Source organism: Pseudomonas sp. WS 5079, assembly GCF_012985465.1.
Lineage (GTDB): Bacteria > Pseudomonadota > Gammaproteobacteria > Pseudomonadales > Pseudomonadaceae > Aquipseudomonas.
Window position 1 is genome coordinate 332281 of the sequence record NZ_JAAQWN010000008.1, and the last position, 18170, is coordinate 350450.

The window sequence follows — 18170 nt, forward strand, 5'->3', positions numbered from 1 at the left end:
GCAATGGGCGGCGCCCACCTCCACATTCGGATGGTATGCAGGCCTGCATCAATCCAGCCCATCACCCACCGGGGAACCCTCCCCCGGCGGGCAAGGCGTTCCTCCATTTTTCTCTCGAGGAAATTGCCATGCGCGATATCTACCAAGACGTGACAGACAAGATCGTTACCGCGTTAGACCAAGGCGTTGCTCCCTGGATCAAACCCTGGTCCTCAAGTGGCTCCGCTTACATCGGCCATCAACCCTACCCCATCAATGCCATCACGCGACGTCCGTATTCGGGCATCAATTTACCGCTGCTCTGGGCCGAGGCCAGATTGCAGGGGTTCACTCAAGATCGTTGGCTGACCTTCAACCAAGCTAAAAAGGCCGGTGGGCACATCCGTAAGGGTGAACACAGCACTCTGGCTGTGCTCTACAAGCCTAGGGAGCGCGAGGAACAGACTGAGTCAGGCCAACCCGTACTCGATGAAAACGGTCAGCCTAAGGTCGCTCACTTCGGCATTCTCAGGACACATTTTCTGTTCAACATCGAGCAAACGGAAGGGCTCGAAATGCTCAATGGCACCCTGCTCGAGACGGAACAGAGTGATCCCTTCCAGCCCAACAGCGCCGCGGAAAATCTGCTTTTAAGTTCAGGTGCACGCATCGTTCATCGGCCTGCCGACGAAGCCTTTTACCATCCGATCAGGGATCTCATCCAACTGCCGACAAAGGCACAATTTCACGATGAAAGCGGGTACTACGCCACGGCACTTCATGAGCTGACGCACTGGACCGGGCATCACTCTCGGTTGCAGCGCGAAGGCGTGACGTCAGCCTGTCCGTTCGGCTCGCCAGGCTACGCGTTTGAGGAGTTGATCGCCGAGATGGGCGCAGCTTTTTTATGTGCCTACGCCGGTATACAGGGAGAGCTACGGCACGAGGGCTACATCGACTCCTGGCTCGGCCTGCTCAAGGCTGACAAACGCGCGATCTTTCGCGCCAGTGGTCAGGCCCGAAGCGCCTCGGAGTATGTACTCAACCTGGAGCAGCAACTGAAGCAGATGGTAATGGATGACTCACGATGCATGAACGATGGAGTTTGAGCGTTAACTCACCGTTGCAATCGCATCACAGGGCCCAACGCGAGTTGGGCCCTGTGATGCGCCCAGAAAAATCCCATGCCGCGGTGCTCTAATGCAAAGAGTCAGGGATGGGCACACACTCGCAGCCTGTCATTCCGCATCCAGGTTCTGCGCCAGAAAATCCACCAGCTCGAGCGGACTTCGGCTATCGATTACCTTGTAGATCAGATCACGTTTACTGCGCGGCAACTTCTTGACCACGCTCTTCGCCGAGGCCCGGACGGCTTCGTCGGTCCCATGGATACGTGCCGCGAGCAGCAGCACAAGCGTGGCGTCAGTGAGGTTCATGGCAAGACCTAAAAAATATGCACCGCAGTGTATCGATTCTTTTCTTTTCCGTACTAGCCCCAAAAAATGATGCCTAGGAGAATCCATATTCCGATTGCCGCACAAAGGGACACGAGCCAAAAAGGACGGGTAAGGGTTGGAAGGGAATGGGCACTCAAGGGTAAGAGCGCTATCCGAAAAGGCTAAAAGGCCACTGACCCAGCCACTTCCCGGAGGTCACGATGCTCAGTCTGTTTCGCCACAAAAGTCAGAAGCCCCCTCCGCCACCGACACAGAGCGCCACCGAAGGTTACCTGCCCATCGAGTCGGCCCACAGCTTGTTAGCCGCGGAGCACCGCCGCCAGTTGCTCGATCGCATCTGGCAGTACACCGCCCTCTCCCACGCGCAGTTCATCCAGCTTTATTTAAATCCGATTCATCGCTACGCCGAGCAGGTCCAGCAACTCCCGGCCAGCGAGACGCACCACCATGCGTATCTCGGTGGCATGCTTGACCATGGCCTGGAGCTGGTAGCTTGCAGTTTGAAACTGCGTCAGTCGTATCTACTTCCCACCGGCGCCGCGCCCGAAGACCAAGCCGCCCAGACCGATGCCTGGTCGGCTGGCATCGCCTATGGCGCCCTGCTGCATGACATCGGCAAGATCGCCGTGGACCTGCTGGTCGAACGCCAGGATGGCCGTGTTTGGCATCCTTGGCAGGGCTCCCTGGATCAGCCCTACCGTTTTCGTTACATCAAGGGTCGTGACTACCACCTGCACGGCGCCGCCGCAGGCTTGCTCTACACCCAAATTCTCGACCGCCCAATCCTCGATTGGCTCAGTGGATTTCCGCCACTGTGGGCCAGTCTGCTGTATGTCCTGGCGGGCCAGTACGAACGTGCCGGCGTGCTCGGTGAGTTGGTGATGCAGGCCGACCGTGTTTCCACCGCACAGAACATCGGTGGTAACCCGAGCAAGGCGCTGCAAGCACCGATTCATTCGCTGCAACATCACTTGATCAGCGGACTACGTCATCTGGTTCAGCACGAGCTGAAACTTAATCAGCCGGGGGCCGCGGGTTGGTTGACTCAGGACGCGCTGTGGCTGGTCAGCAAGACGGTCACCGACAAGCTGCGAGCTTATCTGCTGTCGCAAGCGATAGAAGGCATTCCCTCCTCCAACCTCGCGGTGTTCGACGAACTCCAGTCACATGGGTTGGTTGAGTCCACCCCAGAAGGCAAAGCCATCTGGACCGCGCTTGTCGCACAGGGAAGCTGGGAGCAGACCTTTACATTTCTTCGCCTTCAACCGGCGTTGATTTGGGGGAGCGAAGACCGCCCCGAAACTTTTAGCGGAACGGTGAGCGTGGCAGTCGATGACCACCCGACTGACGCTCCGGCATCACCAGCAGCGCCGGAGACCGTCAGTGCAGGATCGCGTCAAAGCCCATCGCAGCCCGATCCAATGACGATGGAAAATGCCGACTATCTCGGCACGTTGTTGGATATGTTCGAGCTGGAAGAGTCTGAGGTCAGCAATGTATCGTCAGCAGGCACCCTCGAAATCTCAAATCCTTCATCGGACAACCCTGGTCAGACATTCCTGAATTGGGTCAAGGAAGGGATCCTCAGCCATAAGCTGATCATCAATGACAGCAAGGCCAAAATCCACACGGTGAGTGGTACTGTATTTCTGGTAACTCCTGGTCTCTTCCAACGTTATGTCCAGGAGTTTCCTGGCATAGCCAAGAGGGTCGATCAAGAGATTGAAGAATGGCGTTGGGTACAGAAGCAGTTCGAGAATCTGAAGGTCCACAGGAAGCGAGACAACGGCCTGAACATCTGGGCATGCCAAGTGCAGGGCCCTAGGAAGAGAACCACTCTGAAGGGGTATGTGATTGAGGAACCAAAGCTATTTTTTGAACTGACTCCCCCAGATAACCCCTTTCTAAAAATCGACGATATTGCCTCCACGGGTCACTAACAACAATCCTCCTTCTGCCCAACAAATATATACAACTTTAAACATATATTTATGCATTAGTGAAACGCCACCAACCAGCAACAACACTTTCGCTCAGCACATAAAATCTAAACAACTGGGCAAGGGAGCAACGTATGTAGAATAACTATAGGAAGAGACGGATTCTGCGTTATTCTAAAATGACTGGTATCAAAATGTACCTGCCCTCCCATCATAGAAGGGGAAACAGCTACATCCCCGTTGGGAGCTGGAATGCAATTCAGCCTTTTTGGATAATCGGCGCTAGCAATATATCGGGCCAAATCACCTGCCTCCTTTATCAAATCCAATGGACTAAAAGCGCACATAATTCCATATTCATGACCGACAGCATATTTTCCGTCAATAAAACGATTCAAACCGTCAAAGCAATATTTCCATTTACTACTTGCTGAACCATCTAGTTTTTTGAATTCAAGAACTAAGTGCGGAGTACCTGGAGCGCCTAAAATTACGCGAATATCTGCCCTGGCGATTCGAGAGACATCACCATTGGCGGCGCGGCGCAACTCCCAAGTTTCAGCCTGGAAGTCACAATCCATTCCCCAATCGAAACGACGGTCTTCGTCGCTTAGGGCCTCGCATAGATTATCAGTTAACGTCGGCTCATCTTTCTCAAATGAAATTGCTGATGGCGAGGTTTGCAATAGAGAAGACCAAGTATCACTCATATAAACGAGGACATCAGGTATCTTCGGCCCAGGAAATAGGCGAAACCAAGCTGCTGAGATTGAGGAACTCATAACTAATTGCGCCCCCAAGCTGCGGCCTGAACTGTCTGAACAATCAAGTCAGCATCAGCAAGAGCGGTTCTAGCAAGCCAAAACCGACGCCTTAACGGCTTTACAAAGTAAAATGCTTCTCCTGCAGCAACCAAAATATTGGGGACATTGAATAATTTGCCCTCGGACTCTACCGAATGGTTAGCTTCTAGCCCTGCATAGAGATCACCGATCAGTCGTTGATAAGCAGAATCGGCAACATTAAGCCCACCGGTGCTGGACTCCCCAACAGAAACTCTAACTGCCCCAAAAAAGCCCTTAGCTCCATCTATAACAGCTTCCACTGTCAGCTCTCCCGCGCCTCTGCTACGACTGCGCCAAAGCGCAAGCTCTGTTTTAAAAACAGTTAAATAACGATCAATCTCATCGTTCGACGGTCTATCAAGCAAAGGGGTCGTAAGACCTTGATAGTTTGAAGGTTGAATTGAAGAAGCAATAACGTCGACAGTGTCGGTTATTAGTACACGCTCAGCCTCAGCAAGCATGAAATAATCAAAAACCAAATTATCAAGCTGAACTTTTACTGCATCATATGCTGATTCACGATGCAACTCAGACTCCGCCGAAATCTTATCCAGCAGCTGACAGGACTTAAATATTATTTCCTTTGCAAGCTCTGGTTTTTTGTGCGCCTCCGGCGAGCAAAATGGAAAACGCTCAACATCATCAATCGCAACACGAGGACGCTCACCGATCACCGAGTAACCTGTCATTATCAACATATACGTCGCTATCGGAGATCTAAGATAAATCATAAGAAACTTAAGAAGATTAGCATCAACTGATGCCCCGCCTATTGCCCCAATAGATGAGGTAAAAGCAAAGGGGACTTCTGAATAGATCGCCCTAATAACATAAGATTCAGACAAGCCATCTGGAAATATTACTCTAGGCCCCGAGTAAAGCTTCGCATTTTTTCCACCAGGACTTGCAACTATAGGATAAAAATCTGCAAGCCGAGCAAGTTGCGCATCAGCAGAAACTATTGGATAGACTCTAGGCAATCTATCTGCCGGCATCAACGAGAGATCAGCTAGCACACCTAGTTCGCGATCTCGATTACTGTGATTGGCAGCATGAAATCCTTTTCCAGAAAGCCAAGGACTTTCACGTGACTCCATAGTTTCTTTGACACTCCCAAAACGCTGAAGCCGTCGAAGTAATTTTTGATCGCGCTTTTCCCCCCAATAACTTGAAATAAGCAAGTAGTTATCTTGATATATTTCTTTGGCTGAAATTATCTTTTTATCGGCCTCGTGTAATGCCAGCCGCCCCAACGCCAGTGTTACATCGGTCTTAGGGGCCCAATACTCGACGTACTCACTTCCAAGTGAGATGATTTCGTCTTCAAAGCTTCTCGGCCGAGCCCGGACGACAGCGCATGGATGTTTAGCTGCCGGAAAAAGTAGCCGCCTCACATCAGCAAAGTTTATTATCCTTTCGATTCTTACATCTTCTAGCCAACGCCGTCTAAAATCACCTGATTGATCACTAGCACCAATTACAAGATTTAAAGGCATGATCAAAACAATAACACTATTTACTTTAACGCAACTCGTGGCTTTAAAAGCGTATCCAGCTGCAATTTGACGACGCCCAACTGGGTAAGGAGGTACATGTTTACGACACCACTCCTCCCAGACTGGCTTTTCACTATTATCAGACTCACGCCAAGGCGGATTAGATAAAAGAATATCAAACTTACGCTTACCTGAAAATGGATTATCTTCCGAGAAAAAATCTCCGTACAGCTCTCCTTTTTGAATATTTAGACCAGAGCCAACTAGACGAGGAAGTTTTAAGCTATTATCTGTCTGAAGGCGCATTACCTCTTCAGAATCTAAGCCTTCAAGTAGAGAAAGGTATAAACTGAACGCAGTTATCCAGCAAGCCGTTTCATCTATGTCGTTTCCGAAAAGATTTGATTCCATCAGAGCTACGCGTTCTGAAAATGTAAGTCGTCTCCCTCCACTTACTTCCGCATGCCTGAGCATCTTCCTAAATGCACTTGTTAGAAGAATACCAGAACCACATGCTCCGTCATATACGGTGCAACCAGCCGGATTATCAAAGCTCTCAAATGCTTGCTCAGTAACTAGGCTAGCCAAGTGCCGAGGAGTATAATAAGCTCCTAGCGCTCCCTGTCGATCTTTCAACAGCGTCTCATATATACCTGAAATAAGCTCAACTGGAATATGACTAAAATCATACTGCCAGAACGCCCCCTGCCCAGTTTCAAAATCTACAGCCTCTAAGAAGCGCTTTATACATCTGAAACATTGCTCATTGAGCACAACCCAATCTGGGGCGCCACCATCTCTAGAGCTGAGAAAGTCACCATTGAAATCAAATTTTAGTTGGCGTAACAGACTGTCAACACCCTCACCATCTGACTTAGCCACATAATCTTCTAACCTTTCAAGATTATGAGTTGCACGATATCCCTCACCAACAATACCTCTTTGTTCGAGGTAACATAAGAAAATGACTTGAGCCATTAATGCTTCTGCTTGACTACTACCAAGTCCTTCTTTTGCCAACTGCTTGACAACTTGTCTTAAATTAGCAAGCAAACGTTGATCTACCCTTTCCTCCGGCAAAAACCAATGCGAGAGGCGATCCTTAATAAATCCAGACTGCACTTCGTAGGCCGACCAATACCCTTGGGCAACAACAGCCTCACGTGATAGAACCTCGGGCTCAGCTTCTCTATCGTTTACCGAATACGCCACCAACCCATCAGGATCAAGAACAAGAACCACCGATGCTAAGTTCTGATTCCAGACCCGCTGACATATTTGCTCGACTCTTTTCTGACGCGGCAGCTGTAATGTTTGGGAGTCTATAAAGCAAACTGTAGGTACTTCCCCTACACAGAAGACTGCAGACGCGGAAATTCCTCCGCCAATCTCCAGCATTTCCTCAATTTCAGATGCGTAGGGCCTAGTTCCAATACTGTCGCCGGCCCGGTACAGCTCGTGCGGGAACTTTATATAGGCTAGATCGCTAAGCCATTGCTCAAGCAGCATGATTGTTGTCCATAGACCAAAATAGCAATATCCCACTCATGTCGTATCTACTTAACTGCAATGGCTGGAAAAAGATGAAATTGGTGCGACTCATCTGAAGGCTCAAACTCAGATGAAAGGATTTCTAAATGTGGATTCATATTAATTACTAATGCATCACCGTTAAAACTTGAATATTCTCGATACTGATACAGTGTAAATTCACCGCCAGGCTTAATCACAAGCACCGAGTCATATAAAGCGGGGAAGGAATGATTTTTGAGCTTTTGCGCCAGTCCCAGAAACAAATTTTTCTGAGATGTCAGCTCAACATGGAACTTTTCTCTCAACACAACTGCCAGTCGAAGCAAAAGCACTGTCTGCCATGAATACAATGCGCGAGAACCTGGTCCAGACGGCTTCTCATCGGGCACGATAAGGTGTCGACGAGATGTCCACTCCCTCAGCTGGTCTGATGTCAGCCCTGTGAGCGCTTGAACTGCAGCCGCCTTGATGAGTCGCATCAGTTGCCCCTTCGCTCCGCCATACATCCAAGCGGGCATCATACCCACTTAAATTACTGTTATCTATGCTTACCTCGTAGACAAGGCAAGAAACAGTCTGCTGACCTAGATACGCTAAGCACTATTCAACAGCCACTCCAGCCCCCCACCTGCAATCCTGCGCTGTGTACTCGGCAACCCGATGGGCTATCCCAGACGCAACCTCCAATTGAAGGCCAGTCATCATCCGGAGTGCACCCGCATACCAAAAACCAGGTTTCAACTCCCAGGGGCGGGATAAAGGATCGATGTTGGTGTCTCCCAGCACGCGCGCAACTTCCCTCCACACACACCTCGTTGACGCTGCCTACCTGAGTCCACGTACAATATGCATCACAAAAAATGACCAAAAAAATTTGTGGGAGTAAATGCGGGAGTAATTTTTCAGACATGAAAAAGCCCAACCTTCGCAGATTGGGCTAAGTCATTGAAAAATATGGTCGGGACGGAGTGATTCGAACACTCGACCCCTAGCACCCCATGCTGGCGGGAGTCCTGAAAATCCTTAAATAGCAACGCCTTAGGTGGACGCCCACTGCAATCGACGTCTAACAAGGTAGGGCAAGGCTTCATAAATCCCCGCCAAACTCCCTACTGACTTTCAGTCAGAAAGTCCCTACGCCCCGGCGTTCTGCCGAACTATCCCCCCCCCTAAATCGTATCAACCCTGACATCCCTATCGTTCGCTTGTAGAATCCGCCGAAATCAAAATCGAAGCCCTGGCAGCCAATCAAGGGACTTTCTTCACAACATGGAGCCATAAATGCAGAGCCGCTACAGAGACTTAATTTCCAGCACCAGGGCAGTATCAATCCTTGGCGTTATCGCCATGCTCGTTGTTGCAGGGCTGGTCCTGACGCTCAGGAACCTTGAGCCGCTGACAAACAACATCGCCTACACAGAGGATGGGGTATGGCTCGGGACGGCCATGACCAAGGGCTGGTGGTACACCATAGTCAATGCCAAAACAGACTACTTTGTCTGGGGCAACCTGCTGTTCGTTTACCTGGCGACCCTGGCATCTGATGTTTTCTGTGGTGACAAGCTGGCCTGCTACCCACAAGCACTATCCTTCTGGTCTTACTTTTTCTACGCCTCAGTAAGCGTCCTTTGCTACTACGTCACGAAAGGGTTTCTGCCGACAGCAATCCGTTGGGTGGTGTTTCTCGCCACGCTGATGATCCCGCTGGGGGATTCTTCGGGCGAGGTGTTCGGAAAGATATCGAACATTGGGTTCTACTTTGTGTTCATCACTACGCTGCTGATGTTCGCAAAAAGCAGAAGCACCAAAGCGACCCCAATTACAGATATAGCACTGCTGCTCTGCGCCTCGACGAACCCGGTGTGCCTGGTGCTGACCCTGGCGTTTTCTGTTTTCACGCTGATTGATCGTGATATCAAGAAGTGGATCAAGAAGTATGGCGCTGTAACGGCTGGCTGCCTTGTCATTGGCGCTCTCATCTTTTTTAGAATGATTGCCTCACCAGCCAAAGGCGTTATCGGCAACTTTAGATTTGAAAGCCTGATCGAGGTCAGCCTTGCGCGGTCTTTCATATATCCGTTCGTGTTTCCTTTCTACAACCAGCTCACCGACACCATCGTTGTGATTTTGTCGTTGCTGCTACTAGCGTTGTTCGCCGTCTTGCTGACAAAGGAAAAGTCCAGAGAGGTCAAAAGCCTCATTTCCATGTGTGCAATTGCATACGTGATTTATGCATTCTTCACCGTGTATATGCGCAAAAACCTGACAGAAGTTCTTGGGGGTTACGCGGGAACATTCCCAGACCGCTACTTCATGGGGCTGAACATAATCGTTACCTTCTCCTTCCTGGTGCTCGCCGGCTCGGCTCTGCGCGGCAGCAAGGCAGTTCGTGTTCTGGGCGCACTGTGCCTGGCTTCGTTCGCCGCGCTGTACCTGGCCAACATCGGCTGGTTGTTTGAAGGCAAGACGACCCGCACATCAATCGCTGGTGCAGAGAGCTTTCAGGATCAGCTTTGCTCGGCATCGCTGCTGCCTGCGGATGCTGCGGGGAATGTCACCGTTGCTCTGTACCCGATAGGCTGGGCTGCATTGTTTCCGAAAGACATGGTGACGGCCTCGGCGGGAACGGTCACATGTATGCAAGAAGACACGTCCTACTATGTCACCGACCCTAACTGGGCAAACGGCATTGCAAGGCGGTGGCCGGGGTTCTTCCTGCACAACACGCCTGAAAATGCTGCTGCCTACAAGATCGGGAACACCGTTCAGTTCGCCGACAAGACGACACGCAAAATCACAAACACATCAATCACCGATGACCGGCTAAACGTGTTCGTGGAAGGCGAAATACTGCAAGCAAAAAATACCGGGTTCCCATTCAGGTTCACGGTAATAGAGAAAGAATAAAGCCCCGCAAAAAAGGGCCCAGGCATTTCAGCCTGGGCCCTTCGCATTATCCCTCTTCATCCCGTTCGCGCCTTGCTAAAACGCTACCCAAGAAACGCGTCCCCCCTGACACAGGATAGTATTCGCTTGGAGAATTCGGCTCGATATCAATTTGCCCCCGGTTACGCCGGAGAAAGGGAAGTCATGTAAACCAAAAATACAGGCTTCAGGTCTGACATAAGCGGCCTGCGCGCCATAGCGGTCATTGCCGTGGTCCTATACCACTTTGGTGTTAAGGGCTTTTCTGGCGGGTTCGCCGGGGTAGATATCTTCTTCGTGATATCCGGCTTCCTCATGACCGGTATTATCTTCCGGCAGACCGACGCTGGGAAATTTCGCCTTATCGGCTTTTACCTGTCGCGCGCCAAGCGGATCATCCCCGCCCTAGCCGTGCTGTGCCTGGCACTACTAGTTGGCGGATGGTTCCTGCTGATCCCGAGCGACTATAAAGAGCTGGGCAAGCACGGGGCATCGAGCATCGCCTTTCTATCGAACATGGTTTACTGGAAGGATGCCGGCTACTTCGATACGGCGTCACATGAGAAATGGTTGCTTCATACCTGGTCACTGTCCGTTGAATGGCAGTTCTACATGGTATACCCACTGATCATCCTTGCAGCCCGCAAGACGTTCAACTTCAACACCACCAGGATCCTACTGGTTGCGCTCGGCGTGGGCTCATTCGCACTTTGCCTATACGCAAGCACGCACTACCCGAACACGGCTTTCTATACCCTCCCTGCCCGCGCCTGGGAAATGATCGTTGGTGGCCTTGTCTACTTGTTCCCTGTGCAAATGAAGCAATCTCACAAGCAGTCGGCCAGCATCTTTGGCCTGATCATGATCGCGGCCAGTGTCTGGTTTTTCACAGCGGCAGATGTTTGGCCCGGCTGGCTGGCGCTACTCCCGGTGCAGGGTACCGCCCTGATGGTCCGCGCGGCAGATCAAACCTCGATCGTCACCAACAACAAAATAGCAGGCTGGATCAGTGAAGCATCGTATTCAATCTACCTTTGGCATTGGCCGGTTGTGGTTTTAATCGGCTACTACGGCATGGCGAACAACGCCCCAGTCGTAGCCGCGGGGATTGCTGCGTCTGTGATTCTTGGTTTTGCGTCTCTGTACCTGGTGGAAAAGCCTTCTCGGACCATCAAGGTACCGCTCTCTCAATTGCCGCACCTCGCCTGCTACGCGGCCCTGGTTCTTATAGTTGGCGCCTCGGCCTCGCTTGTATTCGTCAAGCGCGGGGTTGAATCCCGGGTCAGCGACACGGTTGCGGCAGCGGATCGAGAGCGAACCAACCCTCGGGACTTGTCAATTGAATGATGTTTGTCATGATTCGTCTCGCTGAGGTGCTGTAGAAAAAGCCACCCTCGTCCGGTAGTTTTTTTGTGCCTGGAATTTGGTGTTTCAGTGCTTCTTGCGGAACGCTTGAATCGTTCCTGTCATGGCTCTTGGTCTGGTCCGTCTGGTCAGCTCCTGCTGGATTCCAAGCTGTGCCAGCTCTGCGGGGTTCATTCCCCGTTTCGCCGCCTCGGCTTCCAACAGTCGAATCTCATCTGGATCAAGTAACTCCCCAAGCTCCATGCCTTTTTCTTCTGGCATATCGCCTCCAGTCCCTACGCGATCCCTACTGAGTACCTACGGTTTCGCTTCAAGCTGCGCGGTCGTCGCGGATAGAATTACCAACAAGGTCAAGCAGCCAGGACTTCAAGACCTCACACGCCAGCACGGATTTTTTCGTGCCGTGGATCTGCGCGGCGTAGTCCAGAAGGCCGAGATACTTTTCATCCAGCAGGACTTTCATCTGGTTGACGTGTTTTTCGTTTAAGCGATCTTCATCTGCCATTGGTAATGGCTCCTTGACGTATTGGGTTTCGCCTGTGTACTCGGTGCGCGGCAATGCGTCGGCAACAAGCCACTTGTAGATAGCGCGCGGAGTTTTCCCGCAGGCCAAGGCCACAGACGGAACACCACCAGCATCGTCAATCGATTTCTTGAGCGGCCGCATAAGGCCTCCGCGCCAAATATGAACTTGCGGTACACTTTGTGCCAGAACTGAAAGTACATACTCGCCATGCAGAGCCAGTCAAAAGGAACGATCGTTAAGCGCTTGGTTAAGTCTGATTTTGATGGATGGATCATCCGTAGCGACAACCCCGACAAGACGCGCTATGGCGATGAAACGCTGCGCGATGGCGAAATAAACGAAGTACGTATCATTGGGCGGGTTGTTTGGCGAGGCGGTATGCTATGAGCCATCTTCGTGCCGCATGGAATGCTGTTTAAGGAATTTTGATGATCAATCGCACCAACCAGTCTGGAGCAAGTCGCGTTTCGGGGGCGGCTATCAGCCAGTCGCCGGGCCAGGGTAAAAAACCGAAATGGCTCTTGGGGATCGTCGCGACCGTCGCCCTTTTTGGTGTCATTTTTGCGGTCGCATGGATTTCTGGACCAATGTCCGATCAAGAACATGCGCAGCACGAGATAGAGCTTTGCTGGGGAGACCGCGATGCTAATCCAGTACCGGCGGTTAGGGACAATATCCAGTGGACGTGCCTGGACATGCTCTATAAGTACGAATCCAAATACGGGAAATTAGCAGGCGCGAGACGCGGCTGACCCACCACACAGCATAAGCAAGCCCGCCACTGAGCGGGCTTTTTTGTGCCTACGATAAAACATGTACTTTTGATACTTGACCGATATGAACCATTGGCACGTATTCACTCCATCGCAGCGCTTCAGGGGCTGCGATGGGCCTCACAAGACCCGCCGCTCTTTAACAGCACGGGAACCTCGCAGATCGATCCCCAGTAATGGGCATAGCACTCGCGACTTGCCGGACTAAACCCGCTACTTCATTCCAGTAGGCACTCATGGAATCTCTCCTTTACCTGCTGACAAATGAACAAACAAGCAGCGAGGCGCCAAGCCCAAGCAGGGTTGGCCATGTGAACAACAAACCAAGAACCAAAGCAGGTACACCAACCCAAAACCATGGATCTACAAAAAAACTTAGCAACTTCATCAACGCACTCCGTAGCGATCGATGAAGTTTACTAAACGATCGGCACAGACTTAAAGAAAGTTAGCCGGTTTTCAATTCCCGATGGACTCTGGCGCCAGCTATCTGCACAGCCGAGCCCCCCCCAACTCAACACCTAACCACTCACAACAGCACCAGCCGGCGACGGCCTGGCGAGGTATTTCTATGGCCAACACAAAGCTGGCGACGGTGCTAGAGACCGCGCCGCGTTTCATCCGCGCTTCGGCAGCACCCGCATATCTCGGCTGTGCCGAGAGGTTTTCAAAAACACCGTCCGCCCTCACGTCCGTGAATTCCCCATTGGAAAACAGGCCGCTGGCTTTGACCGCCACGAGCTGGACCAGTGGGCAGACGCCTACGTCGAAGCCATGGCGATTGAAAAACAGGCCGATCAGGACAACAATCCGCCCCGCAGTGGGCGCCAAGGAGCAAAACAATGGCGCGAAAAACAATGTCGGGCCTCTACGAGAGGAACGGGATTTGGCACATCGACAGAGTCGTCAGAGGTTGCCGACTTCAAGAAAGCACTGGAACAAGTGAGAGGGAAGAAGCCGAGCAGTACTTGATCCATCGGCTGGAAAAGCTGCGCCAGGAGAAGGTTTACGGCGTGCGCGAGGTTCGTACCTGGCGCGCAGCCACAACCCGATTCCTAGTTGAGTACAAAGATCAGGCATCGATTGCGCTATCCATATCGCACATTGAACAGCTCGCCCCGTACATCGGCGATCTGCCGACCAGGACAGCACAGGGAAAGGTCAAGCCAGGCGTATCGAACAGGACGGTGAACATCGCCCTACAACGAGTCGTCAGGATCTTGAACCTATGCCACCGCAAGTAGCGGGATGCAGAAAAGCGGCCGTGGCTGGAAAGCGTGCCGATGATATCGATGATGGAAGAAAAGAAGTTCAGCAGGAAACCTTACCCGCTGTCATGGGATGAGCAGTCAATGCTGTTCGCCGAGCTGCCGGACCACCTTTTGAGGATAGCCCTCTACAAAGTGAACACCGGGGAAGTCTGCAAATTGCGGTGGGATTGGGAGATACGCGTGCCGGCGCTGAACACCAGCGTGTTTCTGATACCTGCCGGGTTCGGCGGGCGGAGTGAGAAAGCTGGAGTGGAGAATGGCGATGACCGCCTGGTGATTCTGAACAAGGTGGCCATGTCGATCATCGACAAGCAGCGCGGCCTGCACAAAGACCTGGTGTTCCCGAACGGGCAACCAGATCAGTCCGGGCCAACGGCAATGCATCGCATGAATGACTCGGCCTGGAAGAAAGCCAGGGTGCGCGCAGCGGACAAGTGGGAAAAGAACCACCAGGCGCCAGCACACCCTGGGTTCAGATCGATCAGGATGCACGACTTGAAACACACCTTTGGCAGAAGGCTACGTGCAGCAAGCATGACAGAGGAAGATCGCAAAGCGTTGTTGGGGCATAAGAACGGCAGCATTACGAGCCACTATTCTACCCCGGAGCTGCAGCATCTGATTGAAGCTGCGAACAAAGTATCTGCAACCGACTCTCGCGGGCCGGCGCTGACAATCTTGAGGAGAAAAACGGGATGATCCCCCGCAAAAGTCCCTACGCATGAAAAAGCCCAACTCGCTAAAGTTGGGCTAAGTCATTGAAAAATATGGTCGGGACGGAGTGATTCGAACACTCGACCCCTAGCACCCCATGCTTGGCCCTGTACGGACGTAAGCCATTGTAAAATATAGAATTATGCACTTATACACGGCACCAAATAACCGCATTTCCTGTGCTTATGCAAACGATAAACCGTGGCCTGTAGCGAAGGTTTTGCGCAACTTACATCGCTCAGCACACCCTTCCCCGGCGTCCTGCCGACCGAACACCAAACCAAAATCCCCTACAGCTCGTCGCCTCACATCGCACAACCCGCAAACCTCGATTACTGTATGCACATACAGCGTTCGGATTACCCCACAATGAACATCGACGAAGACACCTCGACGTGGCTTGGATGCCCTACGCCTCTGGAAATGTACAAGCACCAGTGCGCGCTACTCGAGGACGAGCTCACAACCGCCTATCGCCTGCTGAGCAAGGCGCGGGCGAACGTTGCGGGCCTGGTCCAAATGAATGACCTGCTGACGACTGGAAAGGCCGAGGCAGAAGGAAAGCTCGCCGAGGCGCTTGAAAAGATAAGTATGCTGGAACAGCAGTACTCGTTTGCCTCGGTGCAAAGCGTGAAGATTGTTACCCAGCAGCGCGACTATTTACACAGGGAGAATCAACGGCTGCTGGAAGAGCTGCGCAGGCTGAGCGAACTATACCCTGAACTCAGCAACTCTTTAATTTGAATGCTGAGGCAGAAACTCATCCAAAAGACAAATTACTAAAAGTCCAAATCAATAAAGTAAAAATAAGAATTGATAACAACCCAAAAGCTACTCCACTCAGCTCACACGCGAACCTATTAACGCGACTTAGCAGTGAGCGGCTAAAATATAATTCATCACACCCGACTTCGATCCTTTCAACTATCTGGGATGTTAGAGCTCTAGCTTTATAGCTGAGCTCCTCTCTGCCCGACGCCTCGAAAAAATCTAACCCCCTTAACGCCCCGACCATAGCAATGTCTATTATAGGTGTGCGCACATGGCCATTAAACTGATTCACGCGCAACTCGAGCTCAAGCATAAGACCAGTATATGCCTCTTCCGCTCGACTTGCGTTGAAACTTTCTTTTCCAACTTCATCCTCCACCCAAGACAACAAGCTATCCAACCTATCAATAATTTTATCCTTCCTCTTAAGAGCCTCTGATCTTCGGTTCGCGTTATACTGAAGATAAACAGTAAACATCCAACCAACCAGTAAAACTATAAGCTGCCCGGGAAGGTTTTGAAAGTTCATTTACCCTTACCACCTGCAGCATCAATTCGATCTTTAATTAGAGCCTCAATACTTTTAACTAGCTCGTGAGAATAAGTCAGCTTGTTTTGCAGCTCATCCCAAGTGAACCCTTCTTCGCGAATCAATCCGCCAAAAGCCTCGTCCAAAAAAGAACGACCATATCGATTATAACCATCAAGTTCCACGTGAACTTTATCGTACTCTCGCAACTTCGGCGCAAGTAGCCTTTCCCGAAAGTATTGACCACAGCCGTCACCGTCGTCAGGATATCTACCGTATGGACGCTTACTAAAATCTTTCACGACACTGATTGTATATTGGCTCATAACTCTATATTCCATTGGACCAAGGTACCAGGGAACTTATTCTTCAACCTAGACGCACCTGGTTGCTGTCCGTCCTCATTGAATGTATAAAGACCATTATTACTAAATACCCATAATACGCCACCATCGGTATCGTTAACCAGCGCTTTGATGCTCTTACTACCTTGACCATGTTTTTCTTGACGGGTCCCAGTAACATCATTCTGCATCGAAAAATAAATTAATCTTTCATCAGAAACTCTGGTAGGAATACCACCGAAAATCTTAACACCCGAGTTCTCGAAATCTGGTATATCTTTAGTCATATCTTCGTAAAGCTTAGGATCAGTAAATTTCAGTAGAGGAAAGAACCAAGGTTGCTCCACTACAGTTTTAGGTATCCCTACCCCGCAATCATAAATAGCCAAGTATAGCTGCTTACCAAAAGTACTGCACATAAGCCACCAACGTTTATTTTCGTTAGGCTCTCCGGGATACGCGTGCAACCTGACATTATTAATAGTTTCTGATACTGCATCGCCGTACACATGCTCTTGCGTCGGACTCATCTTGCCGTCGTAGATTCTACGCTGAATAAAATCGACGACCTCATCCATTTGCTCTCTGCCAACACTCGATACGATCGGCATATTTCTGGAGCTCGTAAGAGCATATTTAATTTCAAGCCCATTGATAAGCTTATGCAAATTACTAGATTTTAATGCAATGTTAACCGCAGGAGACTTAAGAGATAGAGAAACGCTAGCCTTACCTAATCGACCGCTCCCAGCGAGCTCAATTGCGGCATATACCACAACCAATGCCGCCGCAGAGATTTTCTCTGTTTGAGAAAAGTCAACTACGCAGTCACGACACCGATATTTTTTCCTGATCTGGTGAAGAAACTCCATTGTTTCGTTGTATGGGCTAACTCTGCCTTCAAATTCATAAATAGATATGTACTTTGGAGCAATAAAGATATCCCTATCAATCAAAGCGCGTATGGGCGCAACTTTCCCAGGGATATAAATTTTATTCTTTCGGCGCAGTCGTGTGAGCCATCGGGCTTCCCCTGCAGCCTGCTTCATTTCCCTATGTTCTGCGCTGATTCGCTTCATCTTTATTCCGAATTGGTCAAAACTTCCTTGCTGCGCTACCTTTCGGCAACTGGCCAAGGTAGTAGATTGCCTACCATCATCCAGTCCTTGGCATATGACAGCACCGCACATTATCAAAAGCCGGTCTGAAGGTCACTCATCGGTTCCCACAATAGCTCATGCCGCCAACGCTAGATTCCGCGCTATCAAAATGGCGACTGGACAGCGCGGCAAGCAATTTTGAAATTTTTCCGCTCCGTCAATCAGGCTCCGAAACTTTCCGGGCATACGCCTGACACGCCCGCAGCGCGATCAATCCTCTATCGCCGCCATCGGTGATGGCGACAATTCGTTGAGCATGCGCTGGGTCAAGTTGGGCTCGACGGGCTGCATGAACCACGCCGACGGCGCCGGGGGCGATAGGCACGTTGCAGCCACCGGCTGAATCCGTGGCGTCGAGAAGGACTGACAGCCGCAAATCAGTAGTAGCAAGGCGGTCACGCAGCAGAGCCTGGTAGCGTTGAGCATCGGAAAGTTCTCGGGTGTGTTGTTGATCGGAGGTGGCCAGCGTCTTCTCCAGGCCCAGGCGCCTGTCCTGCTCGTCGCGCACTTGCTTGATGGCCACCGCGCTGATTCTGTCCAGC

The 18170-nt window shown here is 51.1% G+C and carries 17 protein-coding genes, 1 tRNA gene and 1 pseudogene; 8 read left to right on the top strand and 11 right to left on the bottom strand.

Annotated elements, in window-relative coordinates; all coding sequences use genetic code 11:
* Positions 1-128 precede the first annotated feature (128 nt).
* On the top strand, positions 129-1088 hold the full coding sequence (locus HBO05_RS22295) for a zincin-like metallopeptidase domain-containing protein (RefSeq protein ID WP_042558343.1): 960 nt from the start codon (positions 129-131) through the stop codon (positions 1086-1088).
* A 129-nt stretch (positions 1089-1217) separates the two neighbouring features.
* On the opposite strand, the gene HBO05_RS22300 is transcribed toward HBO05_RS22295, so the two are convergent.
* Complete coding sequence (locus HBO05_RS22300) at positions 1218-1415, bottom strand: hypothetical protein (RefSeq protein ID WP_007901093.1); 198 nt, start codon at positions 1413-1415, stop codon at positions 1218-1220.
* 221 nt (positions 1416-1636) lie between these two features.
* On the opposite strand from HBO05_RS22300, the gene mobH reads away from it, so the two are divergent.
* The gene (gene mobH, locus HBO05_RS22305) at positions 1637-3376 is read left to right on the top strand and encodes a MobH family relaxase (RefSeq protein ID WP_042558342.1); all 1740 of its coding nucleotides are present in this window, start codon (positions 1637-1639) and stop codon (positions 3374-3376) included.
* 107 nt (positions 3377-3483) lie between these two features.
* Here the strand turns inward: mobH and HBO05_RS22310 are convergent, their stop codons facing one another.
* From HBO05_RS22310 to HBO05_RS22325, 4 genes are all read right to left on the bottom strand, one after another.
* Complete coding sequence (locus HBO05_RS22310) at positions 3484-4158, bottom strand: hypothetical protein (protein WP_131672193.1); 675 nt, start codon at positions 4156-4158, stop codon at positions 3484-3486.
* A gap of 2 nt (positions 4159-4160) precedes the next feature.
* On the bottom strand, positions 4161-7226 hold the full coding sequence (locus HBO05_RS22315) for an N-6 DNA methylase (protein ID WP_042558341.1): 3066 nt from the start codon (positions 7224-7226) through the stop codon (positions 4161-4163).
* 47 nt (positions 7227-7273) lie between these two features.
* Positions 7274-7729, bottom strand: a complete 456-nt coding sequence (locus HBO05_RS22320) for a hypothetical protein (RefSeq protein WP_042561996.1) — start codon at positions 7727-7729, stop codon at positions 7274-7276.
* A gap of 476 nt (positions 7730-8205) precedes the next feature.
* Positions 8206-8394: transfer RNA gene (locus tag HBO05_RS22325), tRNA-Pro, on the bottom strand.
* 137 nt (positions 8395-8531) lie between these two features.
* On the opposite strand from HBO05_RS22325, the gene HBO05_RS22330 reads away from it, so the two are divergent.
* On the top strand, positions 8532-10157 hold the full coding sequence (locus HBO05_RS22330) for a hypothetical protein (RefSeq protein WP_169956052.1): 1626 nt from the start codon (positions 8532-8534) through the stop codon (positions 10155-10157).
* Positions 10158-10382: 225 nt separating this feature from the next.
* Positions 10383-11522, top strand: a complete 1140-nt coding sequence (locus HBO05_RS22335; RefSeq protein WP_346343164.1) for an acyltransferase — start codon at positions 10383-10385, stop codon at positions 11520-11522.
* A gap of 84 nt (positions 11523-11606) precedes the next feature.
* Here HBO05_RS22335 and HBO05_RS22340 read toward each other — a convergent pair whose 3' ends face one another.
* Together HBO05_RS22340 and HBO05_RS29370 are read right to left on the bottom strand one after the other, a co-directional pair.
* Complete coding sequence (locus HBO05_RS22340) at positions 11607-11801, bottom strand: hypothetical protein (protein WP_169956048.1); 195 nt, start codon at positions 11799-11801, stop codon at positions 11607-11609.
* Between the two features lie 49 nt (positions 11802-11850).
* The gene (locus tag HBO05_RS29370; RefSeq protein ID WP_169955971.1) at positions 11851-12207 is read right to left on the bottom strand and encodes a hypothetical protein; all 357 of its coding nucleotides are present in this window, start codon (positions 12205-12207) and stop codon (positions 11851-11853) included.
* A gap of 66 nt (positions 12208-12273) precedes the next feature.
* Between HBO05_RS29370 and HBO05_RS22350 the strand changes: the two genes are divergently transcribed.
* The 4 genes and pseudogenes from HBO05_RS22350 to HBO05_RS22365 all read left to right on the top strand — a co-directional run bounded on the left by HBO05_RS22350 (position 12274) and on the right by HBO05_RS22365 (position 15568).
* The gene (locus HBO05_RS22350; protein WP_178123964.1) at positions 12274-12453 is read left to right on the top strand and encodes a hypothetical protein; all 180 of its coding nucleotides are present in this window, start codon (positions 12274-12276) and stop codon (positions 12451-12453) included.
* A gap of 41 nt (positions 12454-12494) precedes the next feature.
* Complete coding sequence (locus HBO05_RS22355; RefSeq protein ID WP_169956046.1) at positions 12495-12818, top strand: hypothetical protein; 324 nt, start codon at positions 12495-12497, stop codon at positions 12816-12818.
* 863 nt (positions 12819-13681) lie between these two features.
* Positions 13682-14809: pseudogene (locus tag HBO05_RS22360) on the top strand (tyrosine-type recombinase/integrase).
* Between the two features lie 384 nt (positions 14810-15193).
* Complete coding sequence (locus HBO05_RS22365; RefSeq protein WP_172314061.1) at positions 15194-15568, top strand: hypothetical protein; 375 nt, start codon at positions 15194-15196, stop codon at positions 15566-15568.
* A gap of 16 nt (positions 15569-15584) precedes the next feature.
* Here the strand turns inward: HBO05_RS22365 and HBO05_RS22370 are convergent, their stop codons facing one another.
* The 4 genes from HBO05_RS22370 to HBO05_RS22385 form a co-directional block, all read right to left on the bottom strand.
* Positions 15585-16124 (bottom strand): hypothetical protein, encoded by a 540-nt coding sequence (locus HBO05_RS22370; RefSeq protein WP_172314063.1) that lies wholly within the window; start codon positions 16122-16124, stop codon positions 15585-15587.
* The gene (locus HBO05_RS22375) at positions 16121-16450 is read right to left on the bottom strand and encodes an STAS-like domain-containing protein (RefSeq protein ID WP_262381442.1); all 330 of its coding nucleotides are present in this window, start codon (positions 16448-16450) and stop codon (positions 16121-16123) included. The genes HBO05_RS22370 and HBO05_RS22375 overlap by 4 nt, the downstream gene beginning before the upstream one ends.
* The gene (locus HBO05_RS22380) at positions 16447-17547 is read right to left on the bottom strand and encodes an ATP-binding protein (protein WP_172314067.1); all 1101 of its coding nucleotides are present in this window, start codon (positions 17545-17547) and stop codon (positions 16447-16449) included. The genes HBO05_RS22375 and HBO05_RS22380 overlap by 4 nt, the downstream gene beginning before the upstream one ends.
* A gap of 238 nt (positions 17548-17785) precedes the next feature.
* Positions 17786-18170: lysis system i-spanin subunit Rz (locus HBO05_RS22385; protein ID WP_172314069.1), on the bottom strand; the 385-nt coding region annotated here is incomplete at its 5' end.

Excerpts from the sequence above, each read along its gene's own strand:
- HBO05_RS22320 (WP_042561996.1), bottom strand. The coding sequence starts at position 7,729 with ATGCGACTCATCAAGGCGGCTGCAGTTCAAGCGCTCACAGGGCTGACA.
- mobH (WP_042558342.1), top strand. The coding sequence starts at position 1,637 with ATGCTCAGTCTGTTTCGCCACAAAAGTCAGAAGCCCCCTCCGCCACCG.
- HBO05_RS22315 (WP_042558341.1), bottom strand. The coding sequence starts at position 7,226 with ATGCTGCTTGAGCAATGGCTTAGCGATCTAGCCTATATAAAGTTCCCG.
- HBO05_RS22330 (WP_169956052.1), top strand. The coding sequence starts at position 8,532 with ATGCAGAGCCGCTACAGAGACTTAATTTCCAGCACCAGGGCAGTATCA.
- HBO05_RS22300 (WP_007901093.1), bottom strand. The coding sequence starts at position 1,415 with ATGAACCTCACTGACGCCACGCTTGTGCTGCTGCTCGCGGCACGTATC.
- HBO05_RS22375 (WP_262381442.1), bottom strand. The coding sequence starts at position 16,450 with ATGAGCCAATATACAATCAGTGTCGTGAAAGATTTTAGTAAGCGTCCA.
- HBO05_RS22380 (WP_172314067.1), bottom strand. The coding sequence starts at position 17,547 with ATGAAGCGAATCAGCGCAGAACATAGGGAAATGAAGCAGGCTGCAGGG.
- HBO05_RS22310 (WP_131672193.1), bottom strand. The coding sequence starts at position 4,158 with ATGAGTTCCTCAATCTCAGCAGCTTGGTTTCGCCTATTTCCTGGGCCG.
- HBO05_RS22355 (WP_169956046.1), top strand. The coding sequence starts at position 12,495 with ATGATCAATCGCACCAACCAGTCTGGAGCAAGTCGCGTTTCGGGGGCG.
- HBO05_RS22340 (WP_169956048.1), bottom strand. The coding sequence starts at position 11,801 with ATGCCAGAAGAAAAAGGCATGGAGCTTGGGGAGTTACTTGATCCAGAT.
- HBO05_RS22365 (WP_172314061.1), top strand. The coding sequence starts at position 15,194 with ATGAACATCGACGAAGACACCTCGACGTGGCTTGGATGCCCTACGCCT.
- HBO05_RS29370 (WP_169955971.1), bottom strand. The coding sequence starts at position 12,207 with ATGCGGCCGCTCAAGAAATCGATTGACGATGCTGGTGGTGTTCCGTCT.
- HBO05_RS22350 (WP_178123964.1), top strand. The coding sequence starts at position 12,274 with ATGCAGAGCCAGTCAAAAGGAACGATCGTTAAGCGCTTGGTTAAGTCT.
- HBO05_RS22295 (WP_042558343.1), top strand. The coding sequence starts at position 129 with ATGCGCGATATCTACCAAGACGTGACAGACAAGATCGTTACCGCGTTA.
- HBO05_RS22370 (WP_172314063.1), bottom strand. The coding sequence starts at position 16,124 with ATGAACTTTCAAAACCTTCCCGGGCAGCTTATAGTTTTACTGGTTGGT.